The 11,267-nt window shown below is 70.4% G+C and carries 13 protein-coding genes and 1 pseudogene; 9 read left to right on the top strand and 5 right to left on the bottom strand.

Annotation, left to right across the window (positions count from 1 at the left end):
• Positions 1–455, bottom strand: a pseudogene (locus ACLEQD_RS26085) (hypothetical protein); the annotation flags it as partial.
• A 9-nt stretch (positions 456–464) separates the two neighbouring features.
• On the opposite strand from ACLEQD_RS26085, the gene hprK reads away from it, so the two are divergent.
• On the top strand, positions 465–1,430 hold the full coding sequence (hprK, locus tag ACLEQD_RS26080; RefSeq protein ID WP_338263049.1) for an HPr(Ser) kinase/phosphatase: 966 nt from the start codon (positions 465–467) through the stop codon (positions 1,428–1,430).
• A complete protein-coding gene (gene rapZ / locus ACLEQD_RS26075) occupies positions 1,427–2,290 on the top strand; it encodes an RNase adapter RapZ (RefSeq protein ID WP_410387680.1) in 864 nt (287 codons plus the stop codon). The genes hprK and rapZ overlap by 4 nt, the downstream gene beginning before the upstream one ends.
• Positions 2,291–2,311: 21 nt before the next feature.
• Here rapZ and ACLEQD_RS26070 read toward each other — a convergent pair whose 3' ends face one another.
• Positions 2,312–3,160 carry an imm11 family protein gene (locus ACLEQD_RS26070; RefSeq protein ID WP_410387679.1) on the bottom strand — a complete coding sequence of 283 codons (849 nt, stop codon included), beginning with the start codon at positions 3,158–3,160 and terminating at the stop codon, positions 2,312–2,314.
• 181 nt (positions 3,161–3,341) lie between these two features.
• Between ACLEQD_RS26070 and ACLEQD_RS26065 the strand changes: the two genes are divergently transcribed.
• Positions 3,342–4,532 (top strand): ATPase, T2SS/T4P/T4SS family, encoded by a 1,191-nt coding sequence (locus ACLEQD_RS26065; protein WP_410387678.1) that lies wholly within the window; start codon positions 3,342–3,344, stop codon positions 4,530–4,532.
• A 71-nt stretch (positions 4,533–4,603) separates the two neighbouring features.
• Positions 4,604–4,906: a hypothetical protein gene (locus tag ACLEQD_RS26060; RefSeq protein WP_410387677.1), complete on the top strand. Its 303-nt coding sequence runs from the start codon at positions 4,604–4,606 to the stop codon at positions 4,904–4,906.
• Here the strand turns inward: ACLEQD_RS26060 and ACLEQD_RS26055 are convergent.
• The 3 genes from ACLEQD_RS26055 to ACLEQD_RS26045 are packed head-to-tail and all read right to left on the bottom strand — an operon-like array spanning position 4,889 to position 7,506.
• Positions 4,889–5,245: a hypothetical protein gene (locus ACLEQD_RS26055; RefSeq protein WP_410387676.1), complete on the bottom strand. Its 357-nt coding sequence runs from the start codon at positions 5,243–5,245 to the stop codon at positions 4,889–4,891. The two genes, ACLEQD_RS26060 and ACLEQD_RS26055, sit on opposite strands and share 18 nt — an antisense overlap.
• Complete coding sequence (locus ACLEQD_RS26050; protein ID WP_410387675.1) at positions 5,242–6,084, bottom strand: class I SAM-dependent methyltransferase; 843 nt, start codon at positions 6,082–6,084, stop codon at positions 5,242–5,244. Before ACLEQD_RS26050 ends, ACLEQD_RS26055 begins: the two co-directional genes overlap by 4 nt.
• Positions 6,085–6,093: 9 nt before the next feature.
• Positions 6,094–7,506, bottom strand: coding sequence for a hypothetical protein (locus ACLEQD_RS26045; protein WP_410387674.1), 1,413 nt, complete (start codon positions 7,504–7,506; stop codon positions 6,094–6,096).
• A gap of 156 nt (positions 7,507–7,662) precedes the next feature.
• On the opposite strand from ACLEQD_RS26045, the gene ACLEQD_RS26040 reads away from it, so the two are divergent.
• The 5 genes from ACLEQD_RS26040 to ACLEQD_RS26020 all read left to right on the top strand — a co-directional run.
• Positions 7,663–8,688: an SPFH domain-containing protein gene (locus ACLEQD_RS26040; protein WP_410387681.1), complete on the top strand. Its 1,026-nt coding sequence runs from the start codon at positions 7,663–7,665 to the stop codon at positions 8,686–8,688.
• 9 nt (positions 8,689–8,697) lie between these two features.
• The gene (locus ACLEQD_RS26035; RefSeq protein ID WP_410387673.1) at positions 8,698–9,627 is read left to right on the top strand and encodes an NAD+ kinase; all 930 of its coding nucleotides are present in this window, start codon (positions 8,698–8,700) and stop codon (positions 9,625–9,627) included.
• Positions 9,628–10,043: 416 nt separating this feature from the next.
• On the top strand, positions 10,044–10,466 hold the full coding sequence (locus ACLEQD_RS26030) for a PTS sugar transporter subunit IIA (RefSeq protein WP_120551834.1): 423 nt from the start codon (positions 10,044–10,046) through the stop codon (positions 10,464–10,466).
• 33 nt (positions 10,467–10,499) lie between these two features.
• The gene (locus ACLEQD_RS26025) at positions 10,500–10,985 is read left to right on the top strand and encodes a PTS sugar transporter subunit IIB (RefSeq protein ID WP_410387672.1); all 486 of its coding nucleotides are present in this window, start codon (positions 10,500–10,502) and stop codon (positions 10,983–10,985) included.
• A gap of 4 nt (positions 10,986–10,989) precedes the next feature.
• Positions 10,990–11,267: PTS sugar transporter subunit IIC (locus ACLEQD_RS26020; RefSeq protein WP_410387671.1), on the top strand; the 278-nt coding region annotated here is incomplete at its 3' end.

Genomic DNA, 11,267 nt, shown 5'->3' with positions numbered 1-11,267 from the left:
CCGGCGAAGAAGGCCTTCACGAGCCCCAGGTAGCCCGCCGGGTCCGTCAGCCCCACCAGCCGCCCCAGCCCCAGCAGCCCCGCCACCAGCGCCGGCAGGGCCCAGTTCCGGGCCCCTTCCACGAACTCCCAGGCGACCAGGCCGTAGCCGTAGACCAGGCGGTGGGCGGGCTCCAGGCTCTGGTAGACCTCGTCCGGCCAGTAGATGCCGTCGTCGTGCAGCGCCCGGTACAGGCGGAAGGCCGCGCCCAGGCCCAGCGCGCCCGCCAGCAGCAGCAGGCCCAGCCGGCGCTCGAACGGAGCTTCGGGGGCGGCTTCGGTGGGAGTCCCACGGGACGCTTCCGTTGGGACTCCGACCCGCGCTCCGGACCGGGGCTCGGTGGCGGCTGTAGGGGAGGCGGGGGGGACGGCGGACACGGTGCGGTTCACCTCCGGAGGCCGGTGGGTGATATCCACGTCCTGACGATGAAATCCATTCGCATCTCCCAGCTCCTCGAGGACCAGGGCCACGACCTGCGGTTGACCCTGATGGCGGGCACCCAGGGGCTGAAGCGCACGGTGGACTCCTCGCGCATCCAGAAGCCCGGGCTGGCGCTGGCGGGCTTCACCGAGCACCTCCACCCGCACCGCGTCCAGGTCTTCGGCAACACTGAAATCTCCTACCTGGCCACCCTGCCGGAGGACGCGCAGCGCGCCTCGCTGGCGAAGCTCTTCGGCGAGGAGGACCTGGCGTGCGTCGTGGTCACCAAGGCGCTGGACGTGCCGCGCGCGCTGGTGGACGCCTGCGAGGCGGCGGGCCTGGCGCTGATGAAGACGCCGCTGCTCTCCAGCGAGTTCATCCAGCGGGTGCAGAGCTTCCTGGAGGACGCGCTCACGGAGTCCAGCAGCCTGCACGGCGTGCTGATGGACGTCTTCGGCGTGGGCATCCTGCTGCTGGGCAAGAGCGGCATCGGCAAGAGTGAAATCGCCCTGGACCTGGTGATGCGGGGCCACCGGCTGGTGGCGGACGACATCGTGGACGTCACCCGGAGGAAGGGGGCCGTCTACGGCGCGGGCAACCCGGTCATCAAGCACCACATGGAGATCCGCGGCCTGGGCATCATCAACATCAAGGACCTCTTCGGAGTGTCCGCCGTCCGGGAGCAGAAGAAGATTGAGCTTGTGATTGAGCTGCAGGAGTGGGATCCGCACCAGGAGTACGACCGCCTGGGCGTGGAGGACAAGCACCTGCAGATCGTCGGCGTGGACATCCCCTTGTCGGTCGTGCCGGTGCGTCCTGGACGCAACATGGCCACCATCGTGGAGGTGGCCGCGCGCAACCAACTGTTGAAGCTTCAGGGCCACCATTCGGCGCGAGAGTTCGCCGAGCGACTCAATCGAGCCATCGCCCAGGGGGCGATGCGCCGCACCTTGGGAGAAGAGGTCGAGTGACCGCCCCCGCGAAGCAGATCATCGTCATCACCGGCATGTCAGGTTCCGGAAAGTCCACCGCCATCCGGGCGCTGGAGGACGCCGGGTTCTTCTGCATCGACAACCTGCCGGTGCTCCTCCTGCCCAAGCTCACGGAGCTGGCCGGTGGAGGCAACATCGAGCGCATGGCGCTGGTGGTGGACGTGCGCGAGGGCGTCTTCCTCAAGGACGCCCCCCGCGTGCTGGATGAGGTGCGCCGCGCGGGCCACCAGGTGGACGTGCTCTTCCTGGACTCCAGCGACGACAGCCTCCTGCGCCGCTTCAGCGAGACGCGCCGCCGCCACCCGCTGGCCCCGGACGGGACCGTGGCGGAGGGCATCCACGCGGAGCGCGAGGCGCTGAGGGACCTGCGCGAGCTGGCGGATCAGGTCATCGACTCGTCGGCGCTCAACGTGCACGACCTGAAGCGCATGGTGCAGGGGCGCTTCAGCCCGGAGCCCACGACGGGCCCCAGCCTGTCCATCATGTCCTTCGGCTACCGGTACGGCGTGCCGCCGCAGGCGGACCTCGTGTTCGACGTGCGCTTCCTGCCGAACCCGTACTTCGTGCCGGAGCTCAAGGGGCTCACGGGCAAGAACCCGAAGGTGGCCGGGTACGTGCTGGAGCGGGAGGAGACGCAAGCGTTCCTGGACAAGGTCGTGGACCTCTGCCGCTTCCTGTTCCCCCGCTACCAGAAGGAGGGGAAGGCGTACCTCACGGTGGCGCTGGGGTGCACGGGCGGCAAGCACCGCTCGGTGGCGCTGGCGGCGGAGATGGTGCGCCGGCTGTCCACGGACTACGGCCGCGTGCAGCTGTGGGACCGGGACATCGAGAAGGAGTAGCCGCCCTCCGGAGCCGCCCGGTCAGTGCCGGGTGTCCGTGACGGGCGTGAAGCGCGCGCCGGTGACGCCCTCCTTCTCCAGGGCCTCCTTCACGACCTCGGAGACGACGAGGGTGACGGGCCAGCCCCAGGGGCGGAACACGCGGGCGCGGCCCACCTGGACGGGGTCGATTCGCAGGCCGCGGACGGAGCGGTACTGGCCCACGCGCGCGGGGAGGCCGTCGCCGGGGCCGTAGTGGAGGAGCTCCAGGCAGGCGGCTTCGTCCACGCAGCGGATGAGGCGCGTGGCGACGACGAGGAAGTACGGCTCCGGCTGGCCCTCGATGTCCACGGGGAGCAGCTGCACGTCCTCCGGGGCCAGGCGCGCGAACACGGCGGCGACGCGCGGGTGCACCACGGGGGTGAGGCCGGCGCCGGCGAGGCTGAAGTCCAGCGGGGCGGCCTTCGCCTCGTTGGGGATGTGGAGGGGGCCGGGCGGGTCCACGGGGCGGCCGGCGGTGAACATCCACACGTCGCCCACCACCTTGTCCTCCAGGTCCAGCGGGTCGCCGGGTTCCCAGCGGCCGGGGGCGCGGAAGTCGTCGTGCAGGTCGTAGAAGCGGGTGGTGGTGACGCTGCCGCGGCGAGCCTTCTTCCGGTTGCCGGCGTGCGGGGCGGCCCCGTGCGCGACGATGCGGACGGCCGGGCGGCGGGGACGGCTGGTGCCGTGCTTCGCCTGGGGCGAGGGCTCCTCCGCGACCGACGCACGCGAGCGCCGGGGCGAGGCGGCGGCGGGTTCGGTACCGCCGGCCGGGCTCTGCCGGTCCGGAGGGCTGCTTTCGGCGGGGCGGTGCCACAGCCGTCGCAGCGCGTTGGTGAGACGCCTGAACATCAAGCGATGTTACCCAAGCGCCCGCTGGAGGGGAGCCCCCATCATGGAGCTTCCTCGCCCGTTCTTCCGGCAGGCCGGCAGCCGTCCCGGTGCGGCGCACGGGGGCCACGGCTTTCGGGCCACTGGGAGTGCCGCTCCAGGCGTGGCCGGGCCGCGACGGGCCATGCCATGGTCCGCGCCCATGACGACTCCGAGCCCGAAGTCCGAAGCGCCCACGACGCCGGAAGCCGTGTTCGCCCGCCTGCTCCAGGGGCTGGGAGAGGCGGGCCGGAACGCTCGTGGAGCGGTCGCATCCCCGAAGACGCCCGAGGCGTTGGCGGCGGCCCTCTTCGACGTCGCGGGAAGCACGGGCGCGGCGATGTTCTCCGTCTGGGCGGCGGACGACACGGACAGCGCCACGGACGGCGACGAGGAGCCCGAAGGCGAGGAAGCGGACGATGCGCGCGGGGCAGTGGGCCGAGATGAAGCCGACGCGGCGACGGCTGGCCGCGTGATCAACGCGGGCATCACGCTGTTCTTCATCGCGAAGGACACGCCGGGCACGGTGGGCTTGCTGGGCGCGGAGCGGGTGCCAGTGCGACAGCCCATGGCGTACGAACTGTACCGACCGCTGGGGAATGCGTTGGCGGCGCACGCGAAGCGGGGCGCGAACCCGGTGATGCCTGACCGGGGCACCGTGTCCTTTCCGGCGGGAGCGGCGGATCCGGACATCGAGTTCCGGGTGTCGTTCCGCGAAGACGCCCTGGGCACCTGGACCACGGCATTGGCGAGGGACCGGGAGACGCGCCAGGCGTACCCGAGCATCGCCAGCCTCCCGCTCTCCGCCGAAGCGGCGGCGTTCCTCACCGGTCTCTTCAACCGCCTGGACCAGAAGCTGTTCAACGGGCAGTTGGTGTTGCTCACGGGCGCCTCCGGCACGGGCCGCAGCACGACCCTGCGGGCGTTGATGGATGCGCTGCCCGACAACGTGCACGCGCTGGCGGCGGTGGAGGATCCGAAGGGCGGGCCGGGAGGCGCCATCGGAGTCGTGAAGGTGGGCCCGGAGCTGAAGCTGGTGCAGGCGCTGCGGTCATTCCTGCGGCAGGACCCGGACCTCCTCTTCGCTGACGAGGTGCGCACGCTGGAGGACATGCAGATGCTCTGCACCGCGGCGCAAACGGGACACGCCACGGTCGCTGTCCTGGAGGCGAAGACCCCCGAGGAGGGCTACACGTGGCTGACGGAAGCCATGCCGGGGATTCCCACCCCTGCGCTCATCGTGCACCACGCGCGCGACGCGGCGACGGGTGCCCTCGCGATGACGCTCCACGAGACGAAGCCCACGGAGGACGGCAACACGCTGCGCATCGTCCTGTGGACTCTGCCTGGATAGGGCAGTCGTTCATGCGCTGACTGCATGCTGAAAGTGGTGCGCGCGAGTTGCCTCCGCCGCATCACTGCCCCATGAGCAAGTACGACCCGCTGTGCGTCCCATTCGCCAAGTTCGCCGAGTTCGCCGAGGTTCTAGGGCACGAAGCGAAGTACGACATCTGCTTAGAGGGCGTGTACTTCTTCGTGGCATGCGGGACCCGGAGGGACGTCTTGAGGAGGTACCTCGCAGGAGAGTTCGATGCCCTTGAAAGGCCGCTGCGCGTGCTTTTTGAGGACCTCGGCTTGATTCCGAAGGCTGACGGTGCGCCGCTAACGAGGGGGCCCAAGGAGCCGGTCGTTGGATGCCGGTCGAGTGACTCAGTCGTTGGTCCCTGACAGGACGCGCCCGATGGTCTCCCTCACCACTCCGTACTCGAAGCGGAACGGAGGGCCTGCGCCCAAGGGGCTCCACCCCGCAGCAAGCGCGCGCCGGATGATGTCGCGAACCATGGCCGGAGTGACGCCGGTCCCATGTGGGGCGATCCAGTTGTCCGGGCGGCTGATGCGGAGATTCACGACGAGCACGCGCCGGGGACCTTCCTCGCTGGCCTGGATCGCCAGGAGCATGGGCGAATCGGCGACTGCCTGCGAATACGTCGGCTTCTTCCGGATGCGCCAGTCGTAATCGGTCTCGCCAAAGCGAACCCGGCGGCTGCCCTTCTTGGGAATGCTCATGTCGAGCGCGGCCGACGCATTGCCGTCAACTGCCGCATCCCCCAGCGCAACGGAACGCTCCCATCCGAGCGCCGCAGCGGTTCCACGGCCTGGAGGAACGCGGCTTGAAGAGACGCCTGGGCCGCCGGAGACAAGCGGTCCGCGTCATACGTCGTGAGCAGCGACTCCCAGGCCTCACGGGGCGAACCATCGCCCTGCGCGGAGAGGGACCGCACCGTGACGTCCGCGAAGCCCTCGGCGAAGAGCTCCCGCAGACCCTCAACGGAGCGGACACGCGCGTCGCCCAGCTTCGCGGGAGGAACCGCCTCCGCGCTCAGCAGGGGCTTCATGAGCCCGACGAACACCTCCATCGCCTGGCCCGGCACCATGTCTCCCCCCACGATGATCGACACCCGTCCGCCCGGCTTCAGCACGCGCCGCAGCTCCGCGAGCACGGTCTCCACGTCATCCATCAGCATGAGCGCCAGGTGGCTCAGCACCACGTCGACGCTGGCATCCCCGAACGGAAGCGACTGCGCCCGCCCTTGAATCAGCGTCGCCGCGCCATTCAACCGCGCCCGTGCCGCATCAAGCTCATGCGCGCTCATGTCCAGCCCCAGCAGTGACAGCCCGGGCTGCCTCCGCCGAGCAAGCAGCTCCAGCAGGTGCCCATCCCCACACGCCAGGTCGAGCACCGTCAGCGGGTGCTCACCCCCAGGCACCTCCGCCTCCAGCAGCGCATAGCTCGAAGGCGCCCGCGCCCCGTCCCGCTCCACCGGAGCGGAAGCGAACCACCGCGAAGTCACCCCCGCGAGGCGTGCATGGAAGTCGAGCAGGTAGGACTCGGAAGGGGAGGGCATGGGCACCTTTCAGCGCCGGGGCTTCTTCTGCCCCGCGTTCGTGGCCTCGGCGGTGAGGGCCAGCACGGAGTACAGGTTCATCGTGTAGACGCTGTTCTCAGGCTCCAGGTCGGAGGCCTTCTGGAAGAAGGCACTGGCGCGCTCGTAGTCGCGCTGGTGGTTCAGGAGGATCATCCCCATGCGGTTGTAGAGCGGCGCGGGCTTCGGCAAGAGCCCGATGCTGCGCTCCAGCAGGTCCAGCGCCTCCGCCAGCTTCCCCGCCTGCTCCAGCCGCACGACGCGCTGGAGCACCTCTTCCTGCGCGTCCTCTCTCCGGGGCGCTGAAGCAGGGGGCACGCCAGGAGGCTTCGCCGTCAGCACCGAGCCCAGGGAGACCGAAGGCAGCGGCGCCCGCGGCCGGACCCCCGGAGCACGGGCCACCACCGCCTTCGCGGACGGCGAGGAAGGCGACGACTTCGGCTCACCCCGCACGGACGCGGGCACGCCATCCCCCGTGAACGCCACCTCCGCCGAGGCCAGCGTGCCCACCAGCTTCGTCACGCCGCGCTCGGACAGCGACTCGAACACCGCGCGCAGCTCCAGCTCCGTCACCTGCGTGATGAGCGCCATGTCCGCCAGCGCCGTGCGCCCGTCCACGAATGACAGCACGTACGCCTCGAACGGGCTCAGCGGCTGGTTCACCAGGTCCAGCCCCGCGACGATGACCGGCCGCACCGGCGGCCCCTTCGTCTTCGCCGCGGCCTGCGCCTGGAAGGACACGACCCGCGTCGCCTCCTCACGCGGCGGCCGGGGCACGCCGCGCGCCCCCGTCTGCTCGGGCTTCGTGAGCAGCGCGCGCACCAGCGACACGTTGTCCCGGGGCGGCAGGTCCTCCACGCTGCGCACCAGCAGCAGCTCACAGCGCGCGCACTGGAAGTCCCCCGGCTTGCAGGACGCACCACAGTGCGGACACACCAGGTCCTCCGGCGGGTGCTCGAAGGCCTTCGCGTCCGAGTAGTAGTGCTTGCGGATGGCCGCGCGGATGGACCTCCGCACCGCCACGAACGGCAGCACCTGCGCCACGCCCACCGTCTTCGCGATCTCCTCCAGCGCCCGCTGCCGCTGCGGCTCGGAGATGGCCACGTACAGCACGTCCTGCGCCAGCCGCAGCGGCATGAAGTCGAAGCCCTCCGCCAGCCGCACCGGCACTCGCTCCAACAGCGCCGCGTCCACCTTCGCCTGCGCCAGCTTCTCCGTGGACACGAAGCGCGTCTTCAGCTCCTGCGCCAGCAGCCGCAGCACCGGCGTCTCGTCCACGCCCAGCCGCACCAGGCACTCGCCCAGCTTCAGCCCCGTCTCCTGCTGCCGCGCGAGCGCCCGGGACAACAGCTCCGGCGTCAGCACTCCATCCAGGACCAACTGCTCCCCGAGCTTGCGCGTCATGCCCCCGATTCAAGGACGCCCGAGCCCACCCCGTCCACCGGCATCCACGCCACCTACACCGCTTTCCCTCCGTCCTTGTTGCGGATGTGTACAGATGACACTAAGATGGTGTCGAAGTTACACAAACGAAACGCAGTGAGTGAGGGGGATGCGCGGATGTTCTTCGGGTACATGAAGTCAACGCCGACCACGTACGTGATGCAGTACCGGGACGGCGAGGTGGTCCGCGAGGGGGCGGGCCTGTCGTTCCTCTACTGGAAGCCGGCGACGACGCTGGTGGCGGTGCCGCTGTCGAGCGCGGACGTCCCGTTCGCCTTCAACGAGGTCACCCGGGACTTCCAGCCGGTGACGGTGCAGGGGCAGCTGACGTACCGGGTGGACGACCCGCGCAAGCTCGCGGGGCTGCTGGACTACTCCATCACGCCGTCGGGGCGTCACCGCTCGGAGGACCCGGAGAAGCTCGCGGACCGGCTGGTGCAGGCCGCGCAGGTGCGCGCCCGCGCGGTGGTGCAGTCCCTGAGCCTGCGCGAGGTGCTGGTGCAGTCCGACCTGCTGGAGGCCCGCGTGCTGGCGGGGCTGGCGGACGCCGAGTCCGTGAAGGCGCTGGGCGTGCACGTGATGGCCTTCTCCGTGCTCTCCATCGCCCCCACGCCGGAGATGGCGCGCGCCCTGGAGGCCGCCGCGCGCGAGGGGCTCCAGCGCGAAGCGGACGAGGCCATCTACGCCCGCCGCAACGCGGCCGTGGAGCAGGAGCGGCGCATCAAGGAGAGCGAGCTGGCCACGGAGCTGGTGGTGGAGGAGCGCCAGCGCCAGATTCGCGAGGCGAAGATGGCCGCGGACATCTCCGTGGAGGAGCAGCGCGCCGCCCTCATGGAGCGCTGGGTCCAGAACGAGCGCCAGTCCGCGGACGCGCGCGCGTACACCCTGGAGAAGACGCTGGAGCCGGTGCGGAACATGGACTGGAAGACGCTGCTGGCCACGTCCGCCAACGGCGGCGACCCGGCGCTGAACATCGCCCTGGCCTTCCGCGAGATGGGCGAGAACGCGGAGCGCATCGGCGAGCTCAACGTGTCGCCGGACCTGCTGCGCTCGCTGCTGCCGTCGAGCGCCGCTCCGCCGAACCCCAGGCCGAACAAGCCCGGCCGCGCCGACGTCCACCCCATCGACCCCCGCGACCGCTGAAGGCCCGCCATGAACACCCCGTTCGAGAAGGTGGTCCTCGTCACGCGCAAGACGCGGCTGGCGGACCTGGTGGTGCGCTTCAACACGAAGAAGCAGGCCAAGTTCTACGTGGAGCGCAACAACCAGGACTTCAACGCCTTCGAGGCGGAGGACGACACCTACCGCCGCGCGGTGGACGCCCTGCGCTCGCAGCTGGACGTGGGGCTGCCGGTGCAGCAGGTGGACCGCTCGCTCGTGCCCACCTTCCTCTTCACCGGCAAGGAGGTGGTGGTGGCGGTGGGCCAGGACGGGCTCGTCGCCAACGTGGCCAAGTACGTGGGCAGCCAGCCGCTCGTGGGCGTCAACCCGGACCCCGCGCGCTTCGACGGTGTGCTCCTGCCCTTCCTCCCGCGCGACGCCCGGGGCGCGGTGCTGCGCACGCTGGAGGGCCGCGCGAACGTGCGCCAGGTGCAGCTGGCGGAGGCGCGGCTCCAGGACGGCCAGCGGCTGCTCGCCTTCAACGACCTGTTCATTGGCGCGCGCACGCACGTGTCCGCCCGCTACCAGGTCCGCTACGGCGGCCGCGAGGAGTCGCAGTCCTCCAGCGGCGTGCTCGTGTCCACCGGCGCGGGCTCCAGCGGGTGGCTGTCGTCCGTGTTCGCGCTCGCGCGAGGCCTCACCCGGTGTACGGGAGGCACGCCCGGCAAGCCCTGGACGCTCGGCTGGGAGGACGCGCGGCTCGCCTTCGTCGTGCGCGAGCCCTTCGTGAGCCGCCACTCGGGCGCGGACATCGTCGGCGGCTTCGTCACCGCGCAAGAGGAGCTGGTGCTCGAGTCCCGCATGCCCCAGGGCGGCGTCATCTTCAGCGACGGCATGGAGGAGGACTTCCTCACCTTCGGCGCCGGCGCCACCGCGCGCATCCGGCCGGCGGAGCAGCGGGCCCGCCTCGTCGTCCACTGAGACACCGCACCCGATGCGACAGGTCCCAGGACTCCGGTGCGCCCCGAGTACCCTTGGACCTCGCGGGCCCTCCCGGGATTTCCGGGTGATACGGCCGCTCCCGCACGCCAGCCCGGCCGCCTTCCTACCCACCGAGCGGGGATGGAGGATTCGCCCTGGAGGGCACGCACCGCGCGGGGGCGCCGTGCATCTCTACAGCGTGGGGAGACCGCGCCCGGTTCCCCGTCCGGCAGACGACACCGTGTCCCTTCCCCGGACCTGAAATTCCAGGCATGGTGGGCGCAGTCGCCTTACCTTCGAAGCGAAGTCGTTGGGGAAGCAGTCCCAGGTGCAGGCGGAAAACTTCGCCGGAGTTGCGTCCGGTCGTTGATGGGCGTAGGACGCAAAACTCCCGGGAAGTTGCTCAGGGGTGATCAATGGTCGGCCTCGTCATCGCATCGCACGGTCGTCTCGCGGATGAGCTTGTCTCCACCGCTGAACAGATCGTGGGCAAGCTGCCCGCCGTGGCCACCTGCAACATCGAGCCGGGGGCGCCCGTGGAGGACCTCCGCGCCAAGATGAAGCAGGCGGTGAAGACCGTGGATGAAGGGGACGGCGTCATCATCATGGCCGACCTCTTCGGAGGTACCCCCTGCAAGGAATCGCTGATGATGTGTCAGCGGATGAATCTGGAGGTCCTGGCCGGCGTCAATCTGCCCATGCTGCTGAAGGCCAACTCGCTCCGTTCGGAGCAGATGGCCCTGTCGGACATGGCCAACCAGCTGGCGTCGTACGGCCAGCGCAACATCACCTGTGCATCCGCCCTGCTTCGCGAGGCCCAGCAGCAGCCGCGAACTTGACGGACCCGCACGGGTCGGCGATTCGAGACTGCCGTGATCACCCTGGTCCGCGTCGACAACCGCCTCATCCATGGTCAGGTCGTCGAAGCCTGGCTTCCCCACCTCAAGGTGTCCCGTGTGGTGGTGGCGGACGATGAGGCGGCGTCCAGTCCCCTCATCCGTGCCGCCATGGCGCTCGCCGTGCAGAGCGCCATCGAGGTGCAGATCCTTCCCCTTGCCCAGGTGGACTTCTCCGCCCTGTCCAAGGACGGCGTGCGCACCCTCGTGCTCTTGAGGGACGTCGCCTCCGTGCCGTTCGCCTTCCAGCACGGGCTGGTGATGGACCAGCTCAACCTGGGCAACGTGCACTTCGGCACCGGCCGGCGGCAGGTGTCGCCGTCCGTCTTCCTGGCGGAGGGCGAGCTGCAGGCCCTCCAGCAGCTGTCCGCGCAGGGCGTGCGCGTGGAGGCGCGCGCCGTGCCCGCGGAGAAGTCCGTGGACCTGCCGGACCTGACCGAGCGCTGGTCGAAGGCCGGGTGAGCCGGTGAACGTCGGCTGGACCCAGGTGGCGCTCGCGTGTCTCTGGGGGGGGCTGGTGGCCGTGGAGCGCAAGGCGTTCCTGCAGGCCATGCTGTCCCGGCCCCTGGTGGCCGCCACGTTCATGGGCGCCCTCCTGGGTGACGTGGGCGGGGGCCTGTCCGTCGGCATGCTGCTGGAGCTGTTCTACCTGGGCACGGCCAACCTGGGCGCCTCCCTGCCGGAGAACGACACCGTCGCGGCCACCGGCACCGCCGCCGCCGCCGCCACCCTCACCGCCGCCAC

The organism is Corallococcus sp. 4LFB (assembly GCF_046520365.1).
Lineage (GTDB): Bacteria > Myxococcota > Myxococcia > Myxococcales > Myxococcaceae > Corallococcus > Corallococcus caeni.
This window is presented reverse-complemented; position numbering and strand designations above follow the sequence as displayed.

What these genes read in the sequence shown, in the direction of transcription:
- ACLEQD_RS26055 (WP_410387676.1), bottom strand. Translation starts at nt 5,245, where the DNA reads ATGAGCATTCCCAAGAAGGGCAGCCGCCGGGTTCGCTTTGGCGAGACC.
- ACLEQD_RS26040 (WP_410387681.1), top strand. Translation starts at nt 7,663, where the DNA reads ATGTTCTTCGGGTACATGAAGTCAACGCCGACCACGTACGTGATGCAG.
- ACLEQD_RS26070 (WP_410387679.1), bottom strand. Translation starts at nt 3,160, where the DNA reads ATGTTCAGGCGTCTCACCAACGCGCTGCGACGGCTGTGGCACCGCCCC.
- ACLEQD_RS26060 (WP_410387677.1), top strand. Translation starts at nt 4,604, where the DNA reads ATGAGCAAGTACGACCCGCTGTGCGTCCCATTCGCCAAGTTCGCCGAG.
- ACLEQD_RS26045 (WP_410387674.1), bottom strand. Translation starts at nt 7,506, where the DNA reads ATGACGCGCAAGCTCGGGGAGCAGTTGGTCCTGGATGGAGTGCTGACG.
- ACLEQD_RS26065 (WP_410387678.1), top strand. Translation starts at nt 3,342, where the DNA reads ATGACGACTCCGAGCCCGAAGTCCGAAGCGCCCACGACGCCGGAAGCC.
- hprK (WP_338263049.1), top strand. Translation starts at nt 465, where the DNA reads ATGAAATCCATTCGCATCTCCCAGCTCCTCGAGGACCAGGGCCACGAC.
- ACLEQD_RS26035 (WP_410387673.1), top strand. Translation starts at nt 8,698, where the DNA reads ATGAACACCCCGTTCGAGAAGGTGGTCCTCGTCACGCGCAAGACGCGG.
- ACLEQD_RS26030 (WP_120551834.1), top strand. Translation starts at nt 10,044, where the DNA reads ATGGTCGGCCTCGTCATCGCATCGCACGGTCGTCTCGCGGATGAGCTT.
- ACLEQD_RS26050 (WP_410387675.1), bottom strand. Translation starts at nt 6,084, where the DNA reads ATGCCCTCCCCTTCCGAGTCCTACCTGCTCGACTTCCATGCACGCCTC.